Genomic DNA, 26,326 nt, shown 5'->3' on the forward strand with positions numbered 1-26,326 from the left:
ACCCACCCGGCCGCGGCCTACTCCCCGTGGGGGCACCCGGGGCGGGGGGCCCCGGGCTGCCCGACAGGGCTGCCGGGTCACCACGGGTCAGCGTGCCGCGGTGCGTCGTAGCGCCTGAGCCGCACCGCCGCCGGTGCGCAGCGGGACCGGATCGTGGTCGAGCGATGTGTCGGCAAGAGCGGACGGCTGTGATGTCGAGCTGGGTCGACGCCCGCCCCGGCCCTCGCCCAGCACCTGCCAGCCGCCGTGGGTCAGCGTGATGTACGCGCCGCACCGAAGGCCGTGCAATGTGCAGGCGTCCCGCAGGCCCCACATCCATGCTCCATCCTCCTCCGTCCAACGCTCGTCGCCCTCGCGGCAGTAGAGCAGGACTGCGGTACGGACAGGTGTGCGGCGGCGCAGGTCGTGCGGGATGACCCGCCGCAGATGCGCCAGGAGCGCGTTGCGGAACTCCCAGCCGTCCGCGGCTATGGAGCGGCGGGCGAACGAGGCGCTGGCCGTGAGGCGTTCCTCATGGTCGAGTACGGCGACGACAGCCGTCGCCGGGGTCGGCCGGTGCCGGGCGTGCAGGCCGCTGACAACCTCACGGGGGCTGCGCAGCAACGGTATGCCCGCTTCGGCCCACTCGGCTGGTTCGAGCATCCTGGCAAGGCGGTTGGCGGAATCGGCGGATGCCGAGGACGCCGACATCGAAGTGGCTGCGGACGGAGCGAATCCGAAGGTCACGATCCTCCCTTCGCATACGCGCCCACGGTGCGGGCAGGGTCGGGTGAGGGCGCACCGCGGCACAGCCCTTCCGGGCCGCGAAAGGGCGTGCGGGGAGCGAGTCCAATTCTTGCTGGCGTATCGGCAGGCGGCAACGAGCAATTGGCACAACTGACGGGAATCAGCCGGAATGACTCTGATATCCCTGCCCACGCAGTGCCTGGATGACGCTTCCTGTCACGCCTGAACGGCAAGGACCAGCGGAAACACTCCCTGCGCCCCGGCCCGGCGGAGCAGCCGCGCGGCCACGGCCAGTGTCCAGCCGGTGTCCGAGAGATCGTCCACAAGCAGCACGGGACCACCCGCCGCGGCCAAGGCGTCGGCCAGCTCGGGCTCCACAACCAGTGCTTCGTGCAGAGCCCGGACCCGCTGTGCGCTGTTGGTCTGCGAGATCCGTACCCCGGCGGCCGCCGGGGCGTAGGCGACGCTGCCGAGCAGGGGCATCCGGCCGACCTCGGCGATGCGGCTGCCGAGTGACTGGATGAGCTGAGGCTTGCTGCGCGAGGCGATGGTGACCACCCCGACCGGTCGGGGCGCGGCGTCCTCCGCCCCGGATGCCCAGCCCCCGGGCCCCTTGGCCCAGTCGGCCAGTACGCTCACCACCGCGTTGGTCACGTCGTCAGGCACGGGGGCATCCGGTGTCTGCGCCGCCAGCATCGGGCGCAGTCGGTTGCCCCAGCCGATGTCGGAGAGCCGGCCCAGTGCGCGGCCGGTGAACGACAGTTCTCCGGCAGGAATACGGCCCTTGAGATCGATGCCCACGGCGGCGAGACCGGTCGGCCACATCTTGCGGGGCTCCACCTCCACGCCGGGCCTGCCGAGTTCGCCCCGCGCACCGTCCAGGGCCGCATCGGACACGTGGTCGTCGAAGCGGGCTCCCGCGCAGTTGTCGCAGCGCCCGCATACAGTGGCCTGCTCGTCGTCCAACTGGCGGCGCAGGAACTCCATCCGGCAGCCGGTCGTCGTCGCGTAATCGCGCATCGCCTGCTGCTCGGAGGCCCGTTGACGGGCCACCCAGGCGTAGCGCTCGGAGTCGTACACCCAAGACTCACCCGTGGCGATCCAGCCGCCCTTGACCCGCTTGACCGCGCCATCGACATCGAGCACCTTGAGCATGGTCTCCAGCCGGGTGCGTCTCAGGTCGACCAACGGCTCCAGAGCCGGCAGCGAAAGCGGACGGCCGGCCTGGGCGAGAGCATCGATCGTCCGCCGGACCTGCTCCTCGGGAGGGAAGGCAACCGATGCGAAGTACTGCCAGATGGCCTCGTCCTCCTTGCCCGGGAGCAACAGCACCTCCGCATGCTCCACTCCGCGGCCCGCGCGTCCCACCTGCTGGTAGTAGGCGATGGGGGAGGAAGGCGAGCCGAGATGAACGACGAAACCCAGGTCGGGCTTGTCGAATCCCATGCCCAGCGCGGACGTTGCCACCAGGGCCTTGACACGGTTGGCAAGGAGGTCGTCCTCGGCCTGCTGACGGTCGGCATTCTCGGTGCGGCCGGTGTAGGACGCCACCGTGTGCCCGCACTGGCGCAGATATGTGGTGATCTCCTCGGCGGCCGCGACCGTCAGCGTGTAGATGATCCCCGAGCCGGGGAGTTCCTTGAGATGATCGCCCAGCCAGGCCAGCCGGTGCGCGGCATTGGGCAGTTGAAGGACGCTGAGGCTGAGGCTCTCCCGGTCCAGCGGACCACGCAGTACGAGCGCATCCGTACCCGAGCCGGTACCCAGTTGCTCAGCGACATCTGCGGTCACCCGTGCGTTCGCGGTGGCGGTGGTCGCCAGCACGGGTACGCCGGCAGGCAGGTCGGCCAACATGGTCCGCAGACGTCGGTAGTCGGGCCGGAAGTCATGGCCCCAGTCGGAAATGCAGTGCGCCTCGTCGACCACGAGCAGCCCGGTCGCGGCGGCAAGCCGGGGCAGGACCTGATCCCGGAAATCGGGATTGTTGAGCCGCTCGGGGCTGACCAGCAGCACATCCACCTCACCGGCCGCCACCTCGGCCTGGACGGTGTCCCACTCCTCGGTGTTGGATGAATTGATCGTGCGGGCGCTGATTCCGGCCCGAGCCGCTGCCGCGACCTGGTTGCGCATCAACGCCAGCAGCGGCGACACGATCACGGTCGGTCCACCGCCCTGCGCACGGAGCAGCGACGTCGCGACGAAGTACACGGCGGACTTGCCCCAGCCGGTCCGCTGGACGACCAGGGCTCTGCGCTTGTCGGCGACGAGAGCCTCGATGGCCCGCCACTGGTCCTCCCGCAGCCGTGCAGCGCCTGAGGCGTCCCCGACGAGTCGGGCAAGTACGGAATCGGCTGAAGCCCTGAGCTCTGCGCGGTCTGCGTTGGTCATGCCCCCATGCAACCCGATGGCTACGACAAACCGCGAACGGCCCCGCGACCCCTGTGGACAAAGTTATCCACAGGGGTCGCGGAATTTGGCCGCCCGCGGGACGGTCATGCCATGAACCAGCACCACGAATCCACCGGTCCGGCCGACGAGCAGCAGATCACTCTGCGAGGGCCTGCCGAACTCGCTGATGCCCTCCCGTATCTCATGGGGTTCCACCCGAACGACAGCGTGGTCATGGTCGCCCTGCACGGCGGCCGGGGCCGTTTCGGCGGGCGGCTCAGGCTCGGCATCCCGCAGTCACCTCAAGAATGGCCACCCGTCGCCGAGCAGCTTGCCGAGTGCCTGATCAAGGGGAGCGAGCGGCGCGGGGAGCGCCCCGACGCGATCGTCATCTTTCTCTGCCAGGATCCTGCCGAAGGCGAGAGCGGCAGTCAGATCATGGAGCGGCTGAAGCCCCTCGCCCAGCGTCTGCGTACGGCCTGCGGTGCGCTCGATGTACCCGTACTCGAAGCGCTCTGCATCTCTGCCGGCCGTTACTGGTCGTACTGCTGCCCGGACGAGCGTTGCTGCCCGGCCGAAGGGAACCAACTGGCTCTGCCCGGCACCTCGGTGATGGCGGCTGCCGCCGCATACGCGGGCATTCAAGTGCGCGGAACGCTTCGGGAGATGGAGGCCAGGCTTGCACCCCTGAACACGACGGCGGCTGCAGAACAGCAACGGGCACTCGACTCGGCCGGGGCCGAGCTGGTGCCGAAGATCCTCGACGAGGTGGGACGCAAGGACGTGGCCCGAGAGACCTTGGGGCTTGCCCGAAGGCTCATGAAACGCCTCAGGGAGGCGCCGGTCACGGTGCCCTCCGCGTCGGACATCAATGACGACCGGCTGATCAGTCATGATGAGGCCGCTGCGGTGATCCTCGGTCTGCAGGACCGGGAAACCCGTGACAAGGCCGCCGAATGGATGGAAGGGCCCGAAGCCGATTCCGCTTTGCGACTCTGGCGGGCGCTGTCCCGTCGCTGCGTCGCACCGTACGAGGAGCACGCCGCGGCGCCGCTGACCCTGGCCGGGTGGGTCTCCTGGTCGACGGGCGATGAACCGGGCGCACGGGTCGCGCTGGGTCTCGCCCTGCGGGTGGATCCCGGGTACACCTTTGCTCAACTTCTCCATGAGGCGTGCAACCAAGGCCTTGATCCGGAGACGCTGCGCCGCTGTCTACGGGGGGAGCGCAGTGCTCGGACGGGCCGACGCGGCCACCGTACTGACCGGACCACGCGGTCCCGCACGGCACGCCCGACCGCTGCACGGCGAAGGAAGACCCCATCCGGCTCCGCCCGCCCTGAAACGGCCACCACCCGACGCCGGCCAAGGCAGGCCTCCCCCAGCCGTCGTGGGTCCAGGAGCGGTCGATGACCCTCGTGCCTCGTCGCTCCGACCCAGCAGTTGTCCCCGCCTGACGGGGGCCGGCAGCGCCCCGGGCTGTCGTCGTCGAGGGCCGTCGCCGGAGGCTGCGAGGGCGGCCTGGGTGCTGCGGCGGTGTGGGCGGCCGGTGCTCCGTACGACACCGGTTTGAGGGGGTACACGGCCCACTGTGGCGAAGTCGGTGCCGACTCAAAGACCGGCCGCGGTTCGCCCCCCATGCTGCGGGGACGGCGGACAGGAGTCGCCATGGTGCGCGGACTCGGTGATCTCCAGGGCGTCCATGGCCGGTGCCCTGAAGATTCCCGGCCGGTGAGCGGGCCGGGGCCACAGCGAGGAATCCGGCGTCATGACGGACGAAGAGCACGGCGAAGGGAGTGTTTATCGTCAGGCAGACGACTATGATCACCGCATGCCGCCCTACGACCCGTCGACCTTCCCGCCCTTCGCTGTCACCGTCGACCTGGTCGTGCTCACGGTGCGCCGTCATGCGCTCTGCGCGCTGGTGGTACGCCGCGGTGAGCCGCCGTACCAGGGCCGATGGGCGCTGCCCGGCGGGTTCGTCAAAGCCGATGAGGATCTCGGAGCCGCAGCAGCGCGCGAGCTCGTCGAGGAGACCGGCCTGTGCGCCCAGGATCCCGCAGCCCCGGCGGTCGGCAACGGCGCCCATCTCGAACAGCTCGCCACCTACGGCGACCCCGGGCGTGACCCCCGGATGAGGGTTGTCAGCGTCGCTCACCTCGCTCTGGCCCCTGATCTTCCGGCTCCCCGGGCGGGTGGCGATGCGAACAGTGCGCGTTGGGCGCCGGTCGAGGATCTGCTCGGACCGGAGGGTGGCTTCGGCCATGAGGGCGAAAACCAGGCCCCACTGGCCTTCGATCATGCGCAGATCCTTGCCGACGGTGTCGAACGGGCGCGTTCCAAGATCGAGTACTCCTCTCTGGCCACCGCTTTCTGCCCGCCGGCCTTCACGGTCGGTGAGCTTCGGAGGGTGTATGAGGCGGTGTGGGGCGTGGTTCTCGACCCGCGGAACTTTCACCGCAAGGTGACAGGCACGCCCGGCTTCCTGGTGCCTGCCGGCGGGACGACCACTCGGCAGGGCGGCCGCCCTGCCCAGCTCTTCCGGGCCGGTGCGGCCACAGTGCTCAACCCGCCGATGCTGAGGCCAGAAGTCTGACCTTGCGGAACGCCCGCAAGGTCGGTGCTGCACAAAAAGTCGGATATGTCGCGTTATCTTGCTGCGGTACCCTCCCTGCCGCCGAGCGGTCTCACCTTCCGCGAGAGAAGCGATGCTCCAGGCCATCGGACTCACCAGCGCCCGCCGCCGTGGCCTTCCGGCCGCCGTGGACGATCTCACCTTCGAAGCCCGGCCCGGCCACGTCACCGCACTTCTGGGCGTCCCCGGCTCGGGCAAGACCACAGCCCTCCGCCTGATGCTCGAACTCGACTCGGGGCGGGGGGTCACCTACTTCCGGGGCAGACCGCTGCACCGCATCCCGCACCCCGCGCGTGAGGTGGGCGTACTCCTCGGGGACGTGCCGGGTCACCCCGCCCGTACCGCCCGCGGCCAGCTCCGCATGCTCTGCGCCGCCGCAGGCGTACCGGCGTCCCGGGCCGACGAACTGCTCGAGGCCGTCGGTCTTGCCGGACTCCGGGACCAGCGCATCGGCACACTCTCGCTCGGCATGGACCGCCTGCTCGCCCTCGCTTCGGCGCTGCTCGGCGACCCGCACACGCTCATCCTCGACGACCCCGCCGAAGGTCTCTCTCTGCGCGAGGAGTGCTGGTTGCACGGGCTGCTGCAGGCTCATGCCGCCCAGGGTGGGACCGTTCTGTACACCACGACCGATCCCAAGGAGGCCGCGCGAGCAGCCGACCATGTGGTCACCATCGACGGCGGACGTCTCGTCGCCGACCAGAGCGTCAGGGACTTCTCCCGGACCCGGCTCCGCCCCCGGGTCGCGGTCCGCAGCCCACACGCGGCCCGCCTTGCCGCCGTCGTCAGCCGCGAGGCCCGAGCGGCCAGGCGTTCGGTCGAGGTGGTCACCGAAGCAAGCAGCCTCCTCTCCGTGTACGGCTCCACCTGCGCGGAGATCGGTGACGCGGCATTCCGGCACGGGCTTCCGGTGCACCGGCTCGCCGACGAGGTCGGCGACACCGGTCCCACGGAACCTGCAGATGCCGCAGATCCTGCTGTCGGCGAAGGCGAAGGGCAAGCCGAACCGCGACCGGCCGCGCGGGCGGCCGGCCCGGAACTGTCGCCGCCGATCCGGCGACGCCCGCCCCGTGGCCCGCTCCACCCGCTGCGATACGAACTGCGCCGCCTCCTCGGGGTCAGAACAACAACCTTGATCGTGGGTGCTGTTCTGGTCGCCTCGGTCGGGCTTTCCGTCCTCCTCGCCCGCTCCGGCCATGCTCAACTGCCGAAGGTGTTGGCGGCCTGGCCGTCGCTGTTGCCACTGCCGCCCGCAGCGGTCGGGGCCGGACTGGTCGGCGCGCTCTCGTTCGGCGACGAGTTCCGCTACCCCGCGCTGGCGGCGGGCCGAGGCGCCGTTCCCCGCCGCTTGGGGCTGCTTCTTGCCAAGCTCGTGGTGTCAGCGGGCGTCGCCCTGGCGCTCGCTCTGGCTGTCGTGGTGGCCTCCGCCGAAGCCCTTCACCTCGTGTACGGCGACGAGATCAAGGTTCCTTCGAATTCGGTGTATCTGAGCGCGAGTTGGGCGGGGCTGACAGTGGGCTGTGCCTGGGCGGGCCTCCTGGCCGCCGGAGTCTTCAGAGTGACGACGGCCGGTATCGCTGCGGTACTTGCCGTTCCTGTGCTCGTCGTGCCGATTGTCCAGGGCTTGCCGGCGGGGCCGGCCTCTCGTCCGGTTGTCGGGCTTCCAGTCAGGCTCCGCGAGCTGGTGTGGCCGCGCTGGCCACAGGAGACGGACCGATGGGTGGCGGCAGTCGTGCGCGTGGTGGCACACCCTGTGGGGGCTGCGTTGTCGTTGTCGTTGTCGGTCCTGATCTGCGCGTATCTGTTCACCAGCCTTCGCGGCAGGGTCCGTTGGTGATCGCAGGGCGCCGGCGGATCGCTCCGAGCCTCGCAACTTCCTTGGAGGTGCCCGATTTCAACCAATAAGGCGTCAATTGGGGGGTGGGTGCCGATCACCCTTTCGTGTGCTTTTCACCAAAGACCTCAAGGGTCGGCTGGGCCGCGCCGACAAAGGATGCGTGAGTACCCTTGCGCACACCATGATGACCGCCGCCCGCTCCGCCGACTCCGGCCTCGCCGGCCCGGGTGAACTCGACCGCTACCCGTATGCGGAGGTGCCGGCCGGCGAGCGTGCCGCTCTTCGCCCCTGGGACGGTCCCGATGCCGAGCTCGGCCGGGCGAGCCGACGGGGCTCAGCCAGCCGCGGCCGCGGCCTCCACGGCCAACTCGTTCAGCAGCTGGGCCAGATGATCGTCTCCGGCGATCTGGGCGCCGACCGCCCCCTCGTGCCGGAAGAGATCGGTCAGCGTTTCGAGGTCTCCCGCACCGTCGTACGTGAATCGCTGCGCGTTCTTGAGGCCAAAGGCCTGGTCAGCGCCCGGCCCAATGTGGGCACCCGGGTCCGCCCCGTCAGTGACTGGAATCTGCTGGACCCCGACATCATCGAATGGCGTGCCTTCGGCCCTCAGCGCGAGGATCAGCGCCGTGAGCTGGGGGAGCTCCGGTGGACGATCGAGCCGCTCGCTGCCCGTCTCGCCGCAGGTCACGGCCGTGAGGACATCCAGCAGCGCCTCAGTGACATGGTCGAGATCATGGGGCACGCGCTCGGACAGGGCGACGGGATCACCTGCTCCCGGGCAGATGCGGAGTTCCACTCCCTGCTCATCCAGGCGGCGGGCAATCGCATGCTTGAGCACCTCTCCGGCATCGTCTCGGCGGCCCTGCAGGTCTCGGGCGGTCCCGTCACGGGCTGCGACCGTCCCAGCGAGACATCCCTCGGCCACCATGCTCGGATCGTCGATGCCCTCGCATCCGGCGACTCGGCCGGCGCCGAAGCTGCCATGCGTCAACTGCTCGTCGTCCACCCCGAGGTGGAGCGGGTGGTGCCCGCGCCCCGCGAGCACTGAGCGCAACACGTCCAGGGTGTACGAACCACGTGTCGCCGGGCCCCAGCGGTCCGGCGGCACAATTGTGGGGGGATGACACCTCTGGTCACGTTCGTCGCAAATGAGGTGTGACTCGGGCCACGCGGATTGGGCGTAACACTCCTCGAAACAGTGCGATGACTTAAGAGGTGACCGCCGCGGAAGGAATACAGCAGCCATTCAGTGCGCTGTGCAGTTCTGAGGCCAAACCCGCGCCGTCGGTACATTCCCAGCCCGACGGTCGTCGGCTCCAGCCCTCTCCAGGGCCGGGCCGGAAGCCGTTTCCATCGTTCCGAGAGGTTGTTCGTGTCGGCCAGCACATCCCGTACGCTCCCGCCGGAGATCGCCGAGTCCGAGTCTGTGATGGCGCTCATCGAGCGGGGAAAGGCTGATGGGCAGATCGCCGGCGATGACGTGCGTCGGGCCTTCGAGGCTGACCAGATTCCGCCAACCCAGTGGAAGAATGTTCTGCGCAGCCTCAACCAGATCCTCGAGGAAGAGGGTGTGACGCTGATGGTCAGTGCCGCGGAGCCGTCAAAGCGTGCCCGCAAGAGCGTCGCAGCAAAGAGCCCGGTCAAGCGCACCGCCACCAAGACTGTCGCGGCCAAGACGACCGTGACCAGGACCGTCGCGGCGACTGCCGCCCCGTCGGCAGAGACCGTGGACGTGGTGGCTGACGACGCCGCCGCGGCCGGCCCTGCGAAGAAAGCGGCAGCCAAGAAGACGGCTGCCAAGAAGACCGCTGTGAAGAAGACGGCGGCCAAGAAGACAGCAACGAAGAAGTCCGGAAAGCAGGACGACGAGCTCCTCGACGGCGACGAGGCGGCCGAAGAAGTAAAGGCCGGCAAGGGCGAGGAAGAGGAGGGCGAGGGCGAGAACAAGGGCTTCGTCCTCTCCGACGACGACGAGGACGACGCACCTGCGCAGCAGGTCGCCGTCGCCGGCGCCACCGCCGACCCGGTCAAGGACTACCTGAAGCAGATCGGCAAGGTTCCCCTCCTCAACGCCGAGCAGGAGGTCGAGCTCGCCAAGCGCATCGAGGCCGGTCTGTTCGCCGAGGACAAGCTGGCGAACTCCGACAAACTCGCGCCGAAGCTCAAGCGCGAACTGGAGATTATCGCCGAGGACGGCCGCCGCGCCAAGAACCACCTGCTGGAGGCCAACCTCCGTCTCGTGGTTTCGCTGGCCAAGCGCTACACCGGCCGCGGCATGCTCTTCCTGGACCTCATCCAGGAGGGCAACCTCGGTCTGATCCGCGCGGTCGAGAAGTTCGACTACACCAAGGGCTACAAGTTCTCCACGTACGCCACCTGGTGGATCCGTCAGGCGATCACCCGCGCCATGGCCGACCAGGCCCGCACCATCCGCATCCCGGTGCACATGGTCGAGGTCATCAACAAGCTCGCCCGTGTGCAGCGTCAGATGCTCCAGGACCTGGGCCGCGAGCCCACGCCGGAGGAGCTGGCCAAGGAACTCGACATGACCCCCGAGAAGGTCATCGAGGTCCAGAAGTACGGTCGTGAGCCGATCTCCCTCCACACCCCGCTGGGTGAGGACGGGGACAGCGAGTTCGGTGACCTGATCGAGGACTCCGAGGCAGTCGTCCCGGCCGATGCGGTCAGCTTCACGCTCCTCCAGGAGCAGCTGCACTCGGTGCTCGACACGCTCTCCGAGCGTGAGGCGGGCGTGGTCTCGATGCGCTTCGGTCTCACCGACGGACAGCCGAAGACGCTGGACGAGATCGGCAAGGTCTACGGCGTGACGCGCGAGCGCATCCGTCAGATCGAGTCGAAGACCATGTCGAAGTTGCGCCATCCGTCGCGTTCGCAGGTGCTGCGCGACTACCTCGACTAGGTCGCAGGAGTACACAGGCCGAGGGCCCGGATCCCGTGGGGAGCCGGGCCTTCGGCCTATCTGAGGGTGCGGTCGGCGACGGGTCGGATGACTCTGGGTGGGAATGGTTCACCACAGAGTCAGGAGTGTGCATGTCCCGTACAGTTTTTTGCGCCATGGCCGGGGTGTTCGCCCTTGTTGCCGCCACGGCTGCGATACCGCTCGGAACCCCCGCTGCGGCTGTTGCGGACAGCATCGTCATCGGTGGCCAGCCCGCACACGTCAAGGACAGCCCCTGGGTTGTGGCACTGTCCAGCCGCGCCCGGTTCGGAGAGACGCGCGCCGGGCAGTTCTGCGGCGGTGTCGTGGTGGCGCCGAAGAAGGTACTGACTGCTGCGCACTGCCTGAGCCGGGAGGCGCTCGGCGTCGATGTCGGCGAGGTGCGCGATCTGCGGGTCATCTCCGGCCGGGACGCCTTGCGCGGGACCGGAGGGCAGGAGACACCGGTACAGGTGGCGTGGAGCAATCCGGGGTTCGACCCCGCCACGAACAGGGGGGACCTGGCGGTGCTCACCCTGGCCGACGCGCTGCCAGCCAAGAGCGTGATCCCGATGGCTGAATCCGGTGACGCGGCGTACGCGCCGGGTACCGGCGCCGTCGTCTACGGGTGGGGTGACACGACCGGCAACAGCGACTATGCGTCGTCACTCCGCTCCGCCGAAGTGAGCGTCCTGCCGGACAGCCTGTGCCGGCAGGCCTACCCGGGCGGCAGAGACGGTACGTACGACGCCTCAGCGATGCTCTGTGCGGGCGAACTGCTGGGTGCGCACGACGCATGCCAGGGCGACAGCGGCGGGCCGCTGGTGGCCCGTGGGCGGCTCATCGGGCTGGTGTCCTGGGGGAACGGCTGCGCCCAGGTCGGGAGCCCCGGCGTGTACACGCGGATCTCTGCTGCGATCGGCTGGATGCCGGGCGGTAGCTGAACGACATCACTGCGATTACGAGAACGGGCGGCTCCCCATTCGGGAAGCCGCCCGCCGTCAGGTCCGGGACCTGACCCTGGCTCGTCGTGGATGCGAGGTGTCAGTGTTGTTCCTCTTCGGCGGCTTGGGCCTGTACGGCCGTCAGCCGGTCCGTCTCATCCTGTATTTCCGCGGCGATCTTCTTGAGTTCCGGCTCGAACTTGCGACCGTGGTGGGCGCAGAAGAGCAGTTCACCGCCGCTGATCAGGACGACGCGCAGATATGCCTGGGCGCCGCAACGGTCGCAGCGGTCTGCTGCGGTCAGCGGGCTCGCGGGGGTCAGAACAGTAGTCACGTCGCCTCTTCTCTAGCTCGACGAGCTGTCGTACCAGGGTCAACATCCAACCAGGCCGAAAACGTTCCCGCTCGTGGCTTTTCTTCGAAACTTCTTCTCAAGATGGCTGTCTGTTGCCGGTTGGCGGCGAATGTGCCGTATTGCGTAGCGCTACGGTTTCGCATTGCTTGTCTTGGTGGATCCTCCCGGCTGGCTTGCCGGTTTGTTCATGAGGACGTGCCCGGAGCCTAAATGGTTCATGCCTGGAAGGGAACGTGATGTTCACGTCACTCCTGCGAGGGATCGAACGTGTATGCGAGGCTGGACTAGTGTGAGGGTTCTCGGAGGGTGGCGTTACAACCGCTCTACCAGGCCTCGGTACCCTCTCAGCGACGACCGAAGCCGAGCCCGTTGCCGACTGGGCCCAAATGAAATTCAGCGAGGAGCGAACCGCGTGACCGCCGATACGTCCGTGCCGTCCACTGCGCTGCTGACCGGAGCAGACCGAGACGGTTCCAACTACACCGCGCGGCACCTGCTCGTACTCGAGGGGCTCGAAGCGGTTCGCAAGCGTCCCGGGATGTACATCGGGTCCACCGACAGCCGCGGCCTCATGCACTGCCTCTGGGAGATCATCGACAACTCGGTCGACGAGGCTCTGGGCGGCTACTGCGATCACATCGAGGTCATCCTCCACGACGACAATTCCGTGGAGGTCCGGGACAACGGGCGCGGCATCCCCGTCGATGTCGAGCCCAAGACGGGCCTGTCCGGTGTCGAGGTCGTGATGACCAAGCTGCACGCCGGTGGAAAGTTCGGCGGCGGCTCGTACGCCGCGTCGGGCGGTCTGCACGGCGTCGGCGCCTCCGTGGTCAACGCGCTCTCCGCCCGGTTGGACGTCGAGGTCGACCGCAGCAGCGCGACCCACTCGATCAGCTTCCGGCGCGGAGTCCCGGGGATCTTCACCGAGCAGGGGCCCGACAGCCCGTTCGACCCGGCCAATGGCCTGCTCAAGGGCAAGCGGGTTCCTAAGGCGCGCACCGGCACCAGGGTGCGTTACTGGGCGGACCGGCAGATCTTCCTCAAGGACGCCAAGCTCAACCTTGAGACGCTCCACCAGCGGGCGCGGCAGACGGCCTTTCTCGTCCCCGGCCTCACGATCGTCGTCCGTGACGAGCGCGCTCTCGACGGCGAGGGCAAGACCGAGGAGACCTTCCGCTTCGACGGCGGAATCAGTGAATTCTGCGAGTACCTCGCCCAGGACAAGGCGGTCTGCGACGTCCTGCGCCTGACCGGGCAGGGAACTTTCAAGGAGACCGTGCCGGTCCTGGACGAGCGCGGACACATGACGGCGACCGAGGTCACCCGCGAACTCGCCGTCGACATCGCCCTGCGCTGGGGCACCGGATACGACACCAACCTCAAGTCCTTCGTCAACATCATCGCCACCCCCAAGGGCGGCACTCATGTGACCGGATTTGAACGCTCCGTGACCAAGACGGTCAACGAGGCGCTGCGCTCCGCCAAGCTGCTCCGCGTCGCCGAGGACGACATCGTCAAGGACGACGCACTGGAGGGTCTCACCGCGGTCGTCACCGTGAGACTGGCGGAGCCGCAGTTCGAGGGCCAGACCAAGGAGGTGCTCGGCACCTCGGCGGCCAACCGGATCGTCGCCAACGTCGTGGCCAAGGAACTCAAGGCGTTCCTGACCTCGACGAAGCGTGATGCCAAGGCCCAGGCCAGGGCGGTCCTGGACAAGGCCGTGGCGGCCGCGCGCACCCGCATCGCGGCCCGCCAGCACAAGGACGCACAGCGTCGCAAGACAGCGCTGGAGTCCTCCTCGCTGCCGGCGAAGCTCGCCGACTGCCGCAGCGACGACGTCGACCGCAGCGAACTCTTCATCGTCGAGGGCGACTCCGCGCTCGGTACAGCCAAGCTCGCCCGGAACAGCGAGTTCCAGGCACTGCTGCCGATCCGGGGCAAGATCCTCAATGTCCAGAAGGCGTCCGTCTCGGACATGCTGAAGAACGCCGAGTGCGGTGCGATCATCCAGGTCATAGGAGCCGGGTCGGGGCGGACCTTCGACATCGACGCCGCTCGCTACGGCAAGATCGTCCTGCTGGTGGACGCCGATGTCGACGGCGCGCACATCCGCATTCTGCTGCTGACGCTGTTCCAGCGCTACATGCGGCCCATGGTCGAGGCAGGTCGGGTCTTCGCCGCCGTACCTCCGCTGCACCGGATCGAGCTCGTCCAGCCCAAGAAGGGTCAGGACAAGTACATCTACACGTATTCCGACGGCGAGCTGCGTCAGCGGCTCCTGGAACTGCAGCGGAAGAACATCCGGTACAAGGACTCGATCCAGCGCTACAAGGGTCTGGGCGAGATGGACGCCGACCAGCTGGCGGAGACCACGATGGACCCCCGATACCGCACACTGCGGCGGATCAACATCGGCGACCTGGAATCGTCCGAGCAGGTCTTCGATCTGCTGATGGGCAATGAGGTGGCGCCGCGCAAGGAGTTCATCACCAGCTCGGCCGCCACCCTGGACCGCTCACGCATCGACGCCTGAGCGTCGCCGTCTCCACCCCTGGGTGGAGACGGCGACTCCACCCAGGATCAACCCCTGAGCCGATTCCCTGACCTGGCCGTTTCCGTAGCGTCGAAGGCGTTCAACCTTCTCGTATCTCGGAGGCAGCCATGTCCGGGCTCGTCAATGTCCTGGTGATCGTCGCCGTCATCGCTGTTGTCGTGGTCCGCCAGTGCTCGGCACGGCGGATCTCCGACGACAAGCGCTGGTGGATCCTGCCAGGCATCCTCCTCGTCATGTCGCTGCGCGAGCCCGGGCTGGTGGATCCGCGTCACGAGGCGCTGTCCATGGCGGTCCTGGGTGCAGAGCTGGCTGTGGGGCTGGTGACCGGCGCCGGCTGGGGCTGGACCTCTCGGCTGTGGCGCGAGGCGGACGGCTCGCTGTGGAGCAAGGGCACCAAGGCCACCGTCTTCGTCTGGACAGGGGGACTGGCGCTGCGGGCGGCCCTCTACGGGGCTGCCGCGCTGATGGGTATACATCAGGGCAGCGCCGCACTGCTGTCGGCTCTCGCGGTCACGTTGGCGGTGCGCAGTGGTGTGCTGATGTGGCGGGCCGGGCAGATACGTCCGGCGTACGGTGGCTCTGCCGACGGGATGTCGTCGCAGCCGGCGTGGAAGGACCGCGTGTGACTCGCACGATCTGGACGAGCTGGCCGTCCAGGGAAGCCCTCTCACGGGGGAGCCGCGCCCGTCCACGGGCGGCGATCGCCTGGTCCATCCGGCTGGGTCTGCTCACCGCCATGTTCTGGGGCACATTGACCGGCGGGCGGTTCGGGCCCTGGGAAGTTGCGCTCGGGCTGGTGGGCGTTCTGGGCTGTGCTGTTGCCGCGTGGGCGTTTTTCCGGACCAGCCTGGAACACCGGCTGTGGCCGTCGCTGGGACTTCTGGCGTTGCTGATGGTGGCGGCGCTCGGTGCGCAACAGGTCGGCGCCGGTGTGCCCGCGGTGATCCTCTGGTGCGGTTGCGCGGTTGCCGCGCTGGAGAGGCTGCCGCTCGCAGCTGGCCTCCCGACCACGGCCGTCGCACTCGGCGCGTACGCCGCCGTCAATACTGACGGCTGGCTGACCACGGCCATGACCACAGCGGGCCTCTCCCTGGCGGGCTACGTGATCAGACTGGATGCCGAGGCCCGCGGCAGCGCACAGAGACTTCTCGCGCAGGAGCGGGCGGCCCGCGCGGCGGAGGCCGAGACGGCTGCCCTGGACGAGCGGGCCAGGATCGCCCGGGAGATCCATGACGTGCTCGCTCACAGCCTCTCGGCGCAGCTGGTACATCTGGAGGCGGCGCGACTGCTGATCGAGCGGGAGCCCGCGGGGGAGTTCCGGGACCGGGTACTCGAGCGGGTGGTGGCGGCACGCTCCATGGCGCGTGGGGGGCTTGCGGAGACCCGGCAGGCTCTGTCGGCCCTCCGGGGGGAGGTGACCCCGGTGGAGGACTTCCTGCGGCAGCTGGTGGCCGCGGAGCCTGCCGAGGTCGGCGTGTTCGGGGAACAGCGGACGCTGACCGCCGAGGCGTCGCAGACGGTCCGGCGGGTGGCACAGGAGGCCCTGACCAATGTGCGCAAGCATGCACCGGGGGCCAGGGTCCTCGTACGGCTGGAGTATCTACCGGACGAAATCGCCCTGGAGGTCCGGGACTCGGGTGGGCACGGACACGAGGAGGAGCTTGCCGCCAGTGGCTCCGGATACGGTCTGCTGGGGATGAGAGAGCGGGCCGAGCTGATGGGCGGGACGCTGGAGGCCGGTCCCGGCGAGGAGGGTTTCGTGGTGAGTCTGCGGGTGCCCGCGTGAACGCGCGGGTCGTGGTCGCCGATGATCAGTCGGTGGTGCGCGAAGGAATCGTGATGTTGTTGGGGCTGCTGCCCGGAATCGAGGTGGTCGGGTCGGCGAAGGACGGTGAAGAGGCCGTCGCGCTCGTGGCCGAGCTGGCTCCCGACGTGGTTCTGATGGATCTGCGGATGCCCCGTTGCGACGGGGCGGAGGCAACACGGCGGATCCGCAAGGAGTATCCGGGAACCCAGGTGGTGGTGCTCACGACATTCGCGGATGACGACTCGCTCTTCCCCGCGCTGCAGGCGGGTGCCCGGGGCTATCTCACCAAGGACGCCGGGGGCGATGAGATCGTGCGGGCCATCCAGGCTGTGCTGTCGGGCGAGGCCGGGCTCTCGCCTTCCGTGCAGCGCCGTCTGCTGGAGCGCGTCACCACGCAGCCCCCGCTGCCCGGTTCGGCCCCCGAGCCCCAACTGCCCGACGGCCTGACACCACGTGAGCTGGAAGTGCTGGTTCTGATCGCGGAGGGGCTGTCCAACCTGGAGATCGCCCGCAGGCTGCAGATTTCGCAGGCCACCGTGAAAAGCCACATCAACAACCTCTTCGCCAAGGCCGGGGTACGCGACCGGGCACAGGCCGTTCGCTATGCGTACGTTCGGGGCCTCGCACAGCCGCCCGGGTCAACCTTCACCTGAAGTGGTGAAGACCGGCGAATGAATGCCCGGGATCTTCCCGATCTGCCCATTCTTGGGTACACGGCCGAAGTGGTCCGTGGACAAGGGGAGTTGTTCGGTGGAGAAGGAAGCAGGGCGCGAGGCCGCAGGGATGCGCCTCGACGACCCGTGGGACGACGCGCTGGCCTCCGGATGGGGCGAGCCGGACGGTGCGGGGAGCTTCGCTCCCGCCGGACCACCCGGGCCCGCTGACCCGCAGTGCGGCCACAGTGCGGCCGACGTCTATCTGGAGGTGCAGCGCAGCGAGGCCTTCCAGGAAGTGCGCCGTCGGTACCGGCGGTTCGTCATCCCCGCCACCCTCGCCTTCCTCGTCTGGTATCTCGCCTACGTCGTCGTCGCGATCACCGCGCCCGGGCTGATGGCCCGTCCGGTGGCCGGCGCGGTCAATGTCGCGATGGTCGCGGGGCTCGGGCAGTTCCTCACGACGTTCCTTCTCACCGGGGCGTACGCACGTCACGCACGACTGCGCAGGGACCGGGCCGCACTCGATCTGCGCTGGGAGACACAGGAGATGACGCGGGGGATCGGGCGTTGAACGGGAACCACCAGACTCTGGCGCTCCTGCTGTTCAGCGCCTTCATCGCGGTGACGCTTGCCATCACCACCTGGGTGAGCCGTAACCGACGCGGTTCGGCGGAGGAGTTCTATGCGGGCGGCCGGCTGTTCTCCCCCATGGAGAACGGTTTCGCCATCGCCGGCGACTACATGTCGGCCGCATCCTTCCTCGGCATTTCCGGTCTGATCGCCCTTTTCGGCTACGACGGCATGCTCTACTCGGTCGGGTTCCTCGTCGCCTGGCTCGTCGTCCTGCTCCTGGTCGCCGAACTGGTCCGCAACTGCGGCCGGTTCACACTCGCCGACGTGGTGGCGGCGAGGATGGCGGAGCGCCCGGTCCGGATCGCCGCCGGCACCTCGTCCGTCACCGTCTCCGTGCTCTATCTCGTCGCACAGATGGTGGGTGCGGGCAGCCTGGTCGCCCTGCTTCTCGGCGGTACGAGCAGCGCCGCCCGTTCCTGGACCGTCATCGGTGTCGGGGCGCTCATGGTGATCTACGTATCGCTTGGAGGGATGCGTGCCACCACCTGGATCCAGATCGTCAAGGCCGTTCTGCTGATGGCGGGAGCGGTCGTGCTCACCGTGCTCGTTCTGGTCCACTTCCACGGCAACTTCAATGCCCTGCTCAACTCCGCCGCCGAACGGAGCGGGCATGGAAGACGGTTCCTCTCGCCCGGCCTCCGGTACGGCGGACACTGGACGGCACGCATCGACTTCATCAGCCTGGGCCTGGCCCTGGTACTCGGTACCGCGGGGCTGCCGCACATCCTGTCGAGGTTCTACACCGTGCCCACCGCCCGTGCGGCCCGCCGCTCGGTCGTCTGGTCCATCGGGCTCATCGGCAGCTTCTACCTGATGACGATCGTGCTTGGATTCGGGGCGGCGGCACTGGTCGGCTCGGCGGAGGTACGAGCGTCGAATCCCGCGGGGAACACAGCGGTTCCGCTGCTGGCCCTGGTCCTCGGTGGTGGCGAAGGATCCACCGGGGGAACGATTCTGTTCGCCGTGGTCGCTGCCGTCGCCTTCGCGACCATCCTTGCCGTCGTCGCGGGGATCACCCTCGCCTCATCCGCCTCGGTGGCCCATGACCTCTACGCCTCGCTCAGGCGTCCTGACTCCAAGCAGTACAGCGAGGTCACCGTGGCCCGGGTCGCCGCAGCGGGGATCGGGGTGGCCGCCATCGGGCTCGGTCTGGTCGCCCAGGACCTGAATGTGGCGTTCCTGGTGGGGCTCGCCTTTGCCGTCGCCGCTTCGGCCAATCTTCCCGTGCTCCTGTACTCCCTGTTCTGGCGGAACTTCACCACCCGGGGAGCGGTCTGGTCGGTCTACGGCGGCCTGATCCCCGCCGTGCTGCTCGTGCTGCTCTCCCCGGTCGTCTCCGGCAGCTCCACCTCGCTCTTCCCCGGCGCCGACTTCCAGCTCTTCCCCCTGGAGAACCCCGGCTTGGTCTCCATCCCGCTGGGCTTCCTGGCCGGCTGGATCGGAACGCTCACGTCCACCGAGCCGCCCGACGCCGCCAAACATGCGGAGACCGAGGTCCGTGCGCTGACCGGGGCAGGGGCGGCGTAACCGCGCGTGTGCACCGTGCGGACCGGATCTCTCAGGCCTGCCCGCCGGTGGACCAGGTGTAGCGGTGTTCCGGGCGGCCCGTCTCGCCGTACCGCAGTGTCAGCCGCACCCTGCCGGTCCTTTCCAGGAGCTTCAGATAGCGCTGGGCAGTCTGCCGGCTCATCCCGGCGCTCTCCGCGATCTCCTGCGCGGAGAGCGGCCCTTCGGCGCTCCGGAGTGCATGTTTGACCAGCTCCGCCGTAGTCGGTGAGTGGCCCTTGGGCAGGTCGGGTTCACCCGCCGCCCACAGGGCGCCGAAGAGCCGGTCCACCTCACCCTGCTCCGCCTCACCGCCGCCTTCGAGGGTGTGGCGCAGAGTTGCGTACGCCTCCAGCTTGGTACGCAGCCCCGCGTAGGTGAACGGCTTCACCAGGTACTGCAGCGCGCCATGTCGCATGGCCTCCTGGACGGTGGCGACGTCGCGCGCCGCCGTCACCATGATCACGTCGGTGTGGTGACCGAGCCTGCGCAGCTCACGCACCATCGTCAGACCGTTGCGGTCGGGCATGTAGTGGTCCAGCAGGACCAGATCCACACGCTGTCCCTCGATCGTGGCGAGTGCCTCGGCGGCGGAGTGCGCCTGGGCGGCCACCCGGAATCCCGGCACCTTGGAGACATAGGCCGCATTGACCTTCGCGACCCGGATGTCGTCGTCCACGACCAGGACCTCGATCACTGAGTCTCTCCCGCGATGCCGGTTTTCGGTTCGGTCATTTCCCGTTCAGCCATTTCAGGGTCCGTCATCTCCGGGGCGGCCAAGGCTTCCGGCAGTACGACGGTGAACTCGGCGCCACCGTCCGCGGCCCCGTCGACAGTGACTCCGCCACCCTGCCGTTCCGCCAGCCGCCGCACCAGTGCAAGGCCCAGGCCGCGCTTGCCGTGCGCCGGGAGTTCCTTCGTCGACCAGCCCTCCGTGAAGATCGATTCGCGTTGCCCGTGCGGAACGCCGGGGCCGCTGTCGCGGACCCGCAGTACCACGGTACGGCCCTCGGCGCGCAGGCCCACCTCGATCAGGGCGCCATCCCCTCCGGCCGCCGCGTCCAGTGCGTTGTCCACGAGATTGCCGACGACGGTGACCAGCCCGCGAGGGTCCACCAGCCGGTCCGGGAGCAGGGTCCCGGGGGCCATGCGGAGCGCGACGCCGCGTTCCGCCGCGACCGTGGCCTTGCCGACCAGGAGCGCGGCCAGCAGTGGGTCGTGCACCTTCTCGGTGACCTGCTCGGCCGTTGCCCGGTGGACGCCGACGATCTCGGTGACGTACTCCATGGCGTCCTGGTGCATGTCCAGCTCCAGCAGCCCCAGGAGGGTGTGCATCCGGTTGGCGTGCTCGTGGTCCTGGGCCCGCAGCGCGTCGATCAGGCCTCGGGTGGAGTCGAGTTCGCGGCCGAGATGTTCGAGTTCCGTGCGGTCGCGGAGGGTGGCGACGGCGCCGCCGTCGTCGGTCGGCATCCGGTTGGCCAGCAGGACCCGGGTGCCCTGCACCGTCAGCAGATCGTCGCCGACCACCCGGCCGGCCAGTACATCGGCGGTCCGCCCCTGGCCGAGCACTGCGTCGAGAGGGCGGCCCGCGGCATCGGGGCCGAGTCCGAGCAGCCGCTGCGCCTCGTCGTTCAGGAGCCGGATGCGGCCGGTCCGGTCGAGTGCCACGACTCCTTCCCGGATGCTGTGCAGCATCGCCTCGCGCTCCGTCAGCAGCGCGGAGATATCGGAGAAGGCGAGGTCATGGGTCTGCCGCTGGAGGCGTCGGGAGATCAGATAGGCGGCCAACGCCCCGATAGCGAGCGCCCCGCCCGCGTAGGCGAACAGCCCGGGAATCGCCGCGAGGAGCCGGGCGCGGACACTGTCGTACGCGATCCCGACGGAGACCGCGCCCACGATGCGGTCCGTCCCGTCGCGCAGCGGCACCTTCCCGCGGGCCGAGCGGCCGAGCGTGCCGCTGTCGATCTCCATGACGTTCCGGCCCGCGAGCGCGTCGCTCGGGTCGGTGGAAACGACCTTGCCGATCTGGTCGGCATCGGTGTGCGACCAGCGCACCCCGCGCCGGTCCATGACGACGATGTACTCGGCGCCGGTGGCGCGTCTGATCCGCTCGGCCGCGGTCTGTACGGGCCCGGTGGGGGCCGGGGCCGTGGAGAGCAGCGACTCCGCGATCTGCGGCTGGGCCGCCGTGCTCTGCGCGATGGCGAGTGCACGGCGCATCGCCTGATCGTCGAGCTGTGCGCTGAGGGGTGCCAGGAAGAGGCCGGTGGCGAGTACGGTGACACCGGTGGCGATGGCCAGCTGCATCAGCAGGACCTGGGAGAAGACCCGCTGCGGCCAGCCGAGTCGGCGTGCTCTCCTGGCGGTGGGCGGTACGGCTCTCATCGTATGAACGGTAGAGGACATTCCGGTGCTTTCCGAAATTCCCTTCCACTTTCCGGGATTCTGCTCGTTTTCATATTTACGTAATCCACTTGCACTTCTTGCGCTAATCTTGCGCGCATGACGCGACGACTTGCTCAGGTGGCGCAGAAGGTGGGAGTCAGCGAGGCCACGGTCAGCCGGGTGCTCAACGGCAAGCCCGGCGTCTCCGACGCCACCCGGAAGGCCGTCCTCTCCGCGCTCGATGTCCTCGGTTACGAGCGCCCGACCCAGTTGCGCGGCGAGCGGGCCCGGCTCGTCGGCCTGGTCCTGCCCGAGCTGCAGAACCCGATCTTCCCCGCCTTTGCCGAGGTCGTCGGCGGCGCGCTCGCCCAGCAGGGGCTCACCCCGGTGCTGTGCACCCAGACCAAGGGCGGCGTCTCCGAGTCCGACTATGTCGAACTGCTCCTTCAGCAGCAGGTGTCGGGTGTCGTCTTCGCCGGTGGGCTCTACCACCAGGCCGACGCCCCGCACGACCACTACAAGGTGCTCGCCGACCGCAGGATCCCGGTCGTCCTGATCAATGCGGCCATCGACCATCTCGGCTTCCCCGGGGTCTCCTGCGACGACTCCGTCGCCGTGGAACAGGCCTGGCGCCATCTCGTCTCGCTCGGCCACGAGCGCATCGGCCTGGTGCTCGGCCCCTCCGACCACGTCCCCTCGCAGCGCAAACTGGCCGCCGCCCGCGCGATCGCCGCGGAGTCGGGCACCACCGTGCCGGACGAGTGGGTGGCCCGGGCCATGTTCTCGCTGGAGGGCGGGCAGGCCGCCGCCATGCGCCTGCTCGACCAGGGCGTCACGGGCATCATCTGCGCCAGCGATCCGCTCGCGCTCGGAGCTGTGCGCGCCGCGCGCCGTCGCGGTCTTTCGGTCCCCGCCGATGTCTCGGTCGTCGGTTACGACGACTCGGCCTTCATGAATTGCACCGAGCCTCCGCTGACCACCGTCCGGCAGCCGATCGAGGCCATGGGGCGCGCCGCCGTCGAGCTGCTCTGCGTGCAGATCGGGGGGCGTACCGTGCCGTCCGACGAGCTGCTCTTCGAGCCGGAACTGGTGGTACGGGGCTCCACCGCCCAGCCGCCGCGCACCGCTTCTCGCTGACTGTCCCGAATTTGCGTTGTACGGACTGTCTATTGCATCGGGCCACCCATGGCGGTGGGCAGCGGCTGAGGGGGACGGGGGCCTCCGTACTGGCCACTGGGGCGTATACGCAGTGGCCGTTCCCCGTACTCCTCCAGCGCATGCGCGATCCAGCCCGCCGTGCGTGACACCGCGAACACCGTCTCGCCCGCCTCCGCGGCCATGTCCGAGGAGACCGAGAGCACGGCGAGCGCCAGGTCGACATTGGCGTGCAGGGGTGCGTGGCGGGCGGCCGTGGTGACCACGTCGCGCGCTGCGGCAAGTGCGGGGGCTGCCTGCGGGACGTCTGCGAGCAGGGCGAACAGCGTCTGCGCCCGCGGGTCCTCGGAGGTGTACAGGCGGTGGCCGAGCCCCGGGACCCTGCGTCCGGTACGGAGATGATCCGCGACCACCGGTACCGCGCTGCCCCGCTCCAGGACCTCGGTCAGCATTCGGTGCGCCAGACCGCTCGCGGCCCCGTGCAGCGGGCCCTCCAGGACTCCCAGGCCCGCGGAGACCACCGCGTACGGATGGGCATGGGCGGATGCGGCGACCCTGGCGGCCAGTGTCGACGCCGCGAGATCGTGGTCGATCAGCAGGGCGAGGGCGGCGTCCAGCGCGGCGACTGACGGCTCGTCGGCCGGCCGGGCAGTGAGCTTCGGCCACAGCTGCCGTGCCAGCCCGGCCCCGCTCCCGTCCGCCCTTCCTTCGGATCCGTCACCCGTCGAAGGCGTATCCGAGGCCAGGGGCAGCGCTCCGACCAGGGTCGGAATCAGGCTCCGTGCACTGGCGAGCACTGCCTCGCGCGAGAGGTCGAAGCGGAGCGGATCGGCGGTCGCCGCGGCGATCACGGCCACCCGCAGCCGGTCCGTCGAGCCGCTGTGCGCGGGCAGCGCTTCGACCGCCCGGCGTGCCGCAGCCAGCACCTCGGCAGGTGCAGTGAAGCGGATGCCGGGCCGCAGATCTCCGGTCCAGAGCCATTCGGCGACCTCCTCGTAGGCGTACTGCCTGGCCAGCGCGGTCGCGTCGACGCCACGGAAGTAGTAGCGGTCTCTCTCGATCAGGGTGATGCCGGTACGGAAGACCAGATCGCCGGTGGCGGCCGAGGACTCCCGGCGGCCCGTGCGCCGGGCCAGCGCATCGACCTCCGCGACATCGAACGTGCTGCCGCGTCCGCCGGGAGCGCGCATGCTGCTCAGCTGGCCCCGGCTGACATAGGCGTACACCGTCTCGGGCTTCACACCGAGGCGCTCAGCCGTCTCCCGGGTGCTGAGCCGCTGCGGGGCCGTCGCGCCTGGGCCGTCGCCGGGTGCTGCTTGATCCTTCATGTCGCCAACCGTATCCATATTGATTCAATCAACATTGACAGGATTGAAGTCAATCATAGATTGTCGGATCAATGTTGATGAGATCCACCGGGACGCTCACGGAGGAAGAGATGCCGACCATGACCAGCGGAATCCCGCTCGACGTACCCCGAGGGCTCGCCGGAGTCGTCGTCACCGACACGGCCCTCGGCGATGTCCGCGGGCGCGAGGGCTTCTACCACTACCGGCAGTACTCGGCGATCGGACTGGCACAGACCCGCAGCTTCGAGGACGTCTGGTACCTGATGTTCGAGGGCACGCTGCCCGATGCCGCAGCCGGTGCCGAATTCGCCGCCCGTACAGCCGCACTGCGCCGCCTGCCCGCGGAAGTACGCGAGGCCCTGCCCGCCATAGCCCGCGCGGGAGCCGTCTCCGGACCCCTGGCCGGCCTGCGCACCGCCCTCTCGCTCCTCGGCGCCTCGGCCGGCTTCCGGCCGGTGTACGACATCGACGCCGACCGGCGCCGCAGCGACGCCCTGGCCGCCTGCGCCGCCGTCCCCACCGTGCTCACGGCCCTGCACCGGCTCGGCCAGGGCCTCGAACCGGTCGAACCGCGCGACGATCTGCCCTACGCGGCCAACTACCTCTACATGCTCACCGGTTCCGTACCGGACGCCGCACGCGTGAGGGCCGTGGAGCAGTACCTGATCTCCACCATCGACCACGGTTTCAACGCCTCGACCTTCACCGGCCGCGTCGTCGCCTCCACCGGCGCCGATGTCGCGGCCTGTCTGGTGGCGGCCGTCGGCGCGCTCTCCGGACCGCTGCACGGCGGAGCACCCAGCCGCGCCCTCGACAGCCTGGACGCCATCGGCACCCCCGACCGCATCGACGGCTGGATCCGCGAACGGGTGCTCGCGGGTGAGCGGATCATGGGCTTCGGTCACCCCGTGTACCGCACCGAGGACCCGCGCTCACGCATGCTGCGCGAAATCGCCCAGGGCTTCGGCGGCCCGCTCGTCGACTTCGCCGTCGAGGTCGAACGGCAGGTCGAGGCGATCCTCGCCGACCTCAAGCCGGGCCGTGAGCTGCACACCAACGTGGAGTTCTACGCCGGAGTCGTCATGGAGCTGTGCGGGCTGCCGCGCGAGATGTTCACGCCGACGTTCTGTGCGGCGCGGGTGGTCGGCTGGAGCGCCAATATCCTGGAGCAGGCGGAGGACTCGAAGATCATTCGTCCGGCGGCCCGATACGTCGGCACGCCCCCGCCGCAGCCGGTCCCGGCGCCCTGACGTCCCCGAGGAAGGTCCCCGTTGAACCCGTCGTCCCCGCCCCGCAAGCAGCAGATCCCGGTCATCGTCCTTGCGGGGTTCCTGGGATCCGGCAAGACGACACTGCTCAACCACCTCCTCCGCAACCGTGCGGGAAACCGGATCGGCGTGATCGTCAACGACTTCGGCTCCATCGAGATCGACGCCATGACGGTCTCGGGGCAGGTCGGCTCGACGGTCTCACTGGGCAACGGATGCCTGTGCTGCGCGGTCGACGTGAGCGAACTCGACACCTTCCTGGAGACGCTGACCCGGCCCGCCGCCCGCCTCGACGTGATCGTCATCGAGGCCAGCGGACTGGCGGAGCCGCAGGAGCTCGTGCGCATGCTCCTGGCCAGCGACAATCCGCACATCGTGTACGGGGGACTGGTGGAGGTCGTCGATGCCGCGGAGTTCGATGCCAGCCGGGAGCGTCATCCGGAGATCGACCGCCATCTCGCTGTCGCCGATCTTGTCGTGCTCAACAAGACCGACCGGGTCGGGAGCGAGGAACAGGCCCGTATCCGGGACGTCATCGCTGGCGCAGGTGCCCCGGCCGGCCGGCCAGCGGCGGGTGGCAGCGCGGCCGCCGTCATCTGCGCCACGTACGGACGCATCGACCCCGAACTGCTCTTCGATCCGGCGCTGCGGCCGGACGGTGAGGAGAAGGCGCACCAGCTCACCTTCGAGGATCTGCTCCTGGCGGAGAGGGCCGAGGAAGAGGCCAGCGCCGGACACGGTCACCATCTGCATGCCGCGTACGAGAGCGTGTCCTTCACCACGGACGTACCCATGAAACCCCGCCGATTGATGGAGTTTCTCGACTCCAGGCCGCAGGGTCTCTACCGGATCAAAGGGTTTGTCGACTTCGGCGTGGGCGACCGCGGCAACAAGTACGTCCTGCACGCGGTCGGCAGGTTCCTGCGGTTCGACCCGCAGCCGTGGACCCGTGGCGAACCGCGCCTCACACAGCTGGTACTGATCGGCTCAGGTATCGATCCGGAGCAGTTGCACAAGGAGCTGGCCGACTGCCGCGAGAGCGTCGCGCCGACGCCTGACACGACGCAGGACGCCGCACATGAACGAAGCATGTGGGGCGTCCTGCGGTACGTGCAACGGCCCGACGACGCGTAGCGGCAGGCCACCCGTCGTCG

21 protein-coding genes are annotated in these 26,326 nt (G+C 69.0%); 15 read left to right on the plus strand and 6 right to left on the minus strand.

Annotated elements, in window-relative coordinates; all coding sequences use genetic code 11:
• Positions 1–87: 87 nt before the first annotated feature.
• Both ACFVYE_RS37945 and ACFVYE_RS37950 read right to left on the minus strand, forming a co-directional pair.
• Positions 88–726, minus strand: coding sequence for a hypothetical protein (locus tag ACFVYE_RS37945; RefSeq protein WP_383969990.1), 639 nt, complete (start codon positions 724–726; stop codon positions 88–90).
• A gap of 216 nt (positions 727–942) precedes the next feature.
• On the minus strand, positions 943–3,114 hold the full coding sequence (locus ACFVYE_RS37950) for a RecQ family ATP-dependent DNA helicase (RefSeq protein WP_389608468.1): 2,172 nt from the start codon (positions 3,112–3,114) through the stop codon (positions 943–945).
• Between the two features lie 111 nt (positions 3,115–3,225).
• Between ACFVYE_RS37950 and ACFVYE_RS37955 the strand changes: the two genes are divergently transcribed.
• From ACFVYE_RS37955 to ACFVYE_RS37980, 6 genes are all read left to right on the plus strand, one after another.
• Complete coding sequence (locus ACFVYE_RS37955; protein WP_383965365.1) at positions 3,226–4,524, plus strand: DUF4192 domain-containing protein; 1,299 nt, start codon at positions 3,226–3,228, stop codon at positions 4,522–4,524.
• A gap of 418 nt (positions 4,525–4,942) precedes the next feature.
• Complete coding sequence (locus ACFVYE_RS37960) at positions 4,943–5,707, plus strand: NUDIX domain-containing protein (protein WP_383965368.1); 765 nt, start codon at positions 4,943–4,945, stop codon at positions 5,705–5,707.
• A 112-nt stretch (positions 5,708–5,819) separates the two neighbouring features.
• On the plus strand, positions 5,820–7,583 hold the full coding sequence (locus ACFVYE_RS37965) for an ATP-binding cassette domain-containing protein (protein ID WP_383965371.1): 1,764 nt from the start codon (positions 5,820–5,822) through the stop codon (positions 7,581–7,583).
• A gap of 160 nt (positions 7,584–7,743) precedes the next feature.
• Positions 7,744–8,631: a FadR/GntR family transcriptional regulator gene (locus tag ACFVYE_RS37970; protein ID WP_383965373.1), complete on the plus strand. Its 888-nt coding sequence runs from the start codon at positions 7,744–7,746 to the stop codon at positions 8,629–8,631.
• Positions 8,632–8,955: 324 nt separating this feature from the next.
• A complete protein-coding gene (locus tag ACFVYE_RS37975) occupies positions 8,956–10,503 on the plus strand; it encodes an RNA polymerase sigma factor (protein ID WP_114249338.1) in 1,548 nt (515 codons plus the stop codon).
• A gap of 131 nt (positions 10,504–10,634) precedes the next feature.
• Complete coding sequence (locus tag ACFVYE_RS37980; protein WP_389608469.1) at positions 10,635–11,465, plus strand: S1 family peptidase; 831 nt, start codon at positions 10,635–10,637, stop codon at positions 11,463–11,465.
• Between the two features lie 100 nt (positions 11,466–11,565).
• Here the strand turns inward: ACFVYE_RS37980 and ACFVYE_RS37985 are convergent, their stop codons facing one another.
• A complete protein-coding gene (locus ACFVYE_RS37985; RefSeq protein WP_024489001.1) occupies positions 11,566–11,799 on the minus strand; it encodes a hypothetical protein in 234 nt (77 codons plus the stop codon).
• 433 nt (positions 11,800–12,232) lie between these two features.
• Between ACFVYE_RS37985 and ACFVYE_RS37990 the strand changes: the two genes are divergently transcribed.
• The 6 genes from ACFVYE_RS37990 to ACFVYE_RS38015 all read left to right on the plus strand — a co-directional run bounded on the left by ACFVYE_RS37990 (position 12,233) and on the right by ACFVYE_RS38015 (position 18,997).
• On the plus strand, positions 12,233–14,353 hold the full coding sequence (locus ACFVYE_RS37990) for a type IIA DNA topoisomerase subunit B (RefSeq protein WP_383965380.1): 2,121 nt from the start codon (positions 12,233–12,235) through the stop codon (positions 14,351–14,353).
• Positions 14,354–14,481: 128 nt separating this feature from the next.
• Positions 14,482–15,000 (plus strand): DUF1453 domain-containing protein, encoded by a 519-nt coding sequence (locus tag ACFVYE_RS37995; protein ID WP_389608470.1) that lies wholly within the window; start codon positions 14,482–14,484, stop codon positions 14,998–15,000.
• Positions 14,997–16,160 (plus strand): sensor histidine kinase, encoded by a 1,164-nt coding sequence (locus ACFVYE_RS38000; RefSeq protein WP_383965385.1) that lies wholly within the window; start codon positions 14,997–14,999, stop codon positions 16,158–16,160. Before ACFVYE_RS37995 ends, ACFVYE_RS38000 begins: the two co-directional genes overlap by 4 nt.
• Complete coding sequence (locus ACFVYE_RS38005) at positions 16,157–16,834, plus strand: response regulator (protein WP_389608471.1); 678 nt, start codon at positions 16,157–16,159, stop codon at positions 16,832–16,834. Before ACFVYE_RS38000 ends, ACFVYE_RS38005 begins: the two co-directional genes overlap by 4 nt.
• Before the next feature lie 130 nt (positions 16,835–16,964).
• Positions 16,965–17,408, plus strand: a complete 444-nt coding sequence (locus tag ACFVYE_RS38010; protein WP_383965456.1) for a DUF485 domain-containing protein — start codon at positions 16,965–16,967, stop codon at positions 17,406–17,408.
• On the plus strand, positions 17,405–18,997 hold the full coding sequence (locus ACFVYE_RS38015) for a cation acetate symporter (protein WP_383965389.1): 1,593 nt from the start codon (positions 17,405–17,407) through the stop codon (positions 18,995–18,997). Before ACFVYE_RS38010 ends, ACFVYE_RS38015 begins: the two co-directional genes overlap by 4 nt.
• Before the next feature lie 31 nt (positions 18,998–19,028).
• Here ACFVYE_RS38015 and ACFVYE_RS38020 read toward each other — a convergent pair whose 3' ends face one another.
• Both ACFVYE_RS38020 and ACFVYE_RS38025 read right to left on the minus strand, forming a co-directional pair.
• Entirely contained in the window at positions 19,029–19,712 is a 684-nt protein-coding gene (locus ACFVYE_RS38020; RefSeq protein ID WP_389608472.1) for a response regulator, read from the minus strand.
• On the minus strand, positions 19,709–21,400 hold the full coding sequence (locus ACFVYE_RS38025; RefSeq protein ID WP_389608473.1) for an ATP-binding protein: 1,692 nt from the start codon (positions 21,398–21,400) through the stop codon (positions 19,709–19,711). Before ACFVYE_RS38025 ends, ACFVYE_RS38020 begins: the two co-directional genes overlap by 4 nt.
• A 117-nt stretch (positions 21,401–21,517) precedes the next feature.
• Here ACFVYE_RS38025 and ACFVYE_RS38030 point away from each other — a divergent pair, with 117 nt between their 5' ends.
• Positions 21,518–22,537, plus strand: a complete 1,020-nt coding sequence (locus ACFVYE_RS38030) for a LacI family DNA-binding transcriptional regulator (RefSeq protein ID WP_383965398.1) — start codon at positions 21,518–21,520, stop codon at positions 22,535–22,537.
• 29 nt (positions 22,538–22,566) lie between these two features.
• Here ACFVYE_RS38030 and ACFVYE_RS38035 read toward each other — a convergent pair whose 3' ends face one another.
• Positions 22,567–23,883, minus strand: a complete 1,317-nt coding sequence (locus ACFVYE_RS38035) for a citrate/2-methylcitrate synthase (protein WP_383965401.1) — start codon at positions 23,881–23,883, stop codon at positions 22,567–22,569.
• 110 nt (positions 23,884–23,993) lie between these two features.
• On the opposite strand from ACFVYE_RS38035, the gene ACFVYE_RS38040 reads away from it, so the two are divergent.
• The gene (locus ACFVYE_RS38040; protein ID WP_383965403.1) at positions 23,994–25,154 is read left to right on the plus strand and encodes a citrate synthase/methylcitrate synthase; all 1,161 of its coding nucleotides are present in this window, start codon (positions 23,994–23,996) and stop codon (positions 25,152–25,154) included.
• A 21-nt stretch (positions 25,155–25,175) separates the two neighbouring features.
• On the plus strand, positions 25,176–26,306 hold the full coding sequence (locus ACFVYE_RS38045) for a CobW family GTP-binding protein (RefSeq protein WP_383965405.1): 1,131 nt from the start codon (positions 25,176–25,178) through the stop codon (positions 26,304–26,306).
• Positions 26,307–26,326 lie beyond the last annotated feature (20 nt).

Origin of the sequence: Streptomyces sp. NPDC058239, assembly GCF_042882185.1 — a bacterium.
Classification (GTDB): Bacteria; Actinomycetota; Actinomycetes; order Streptomycetales; family Streptomycetaceae; genus Streptomyces.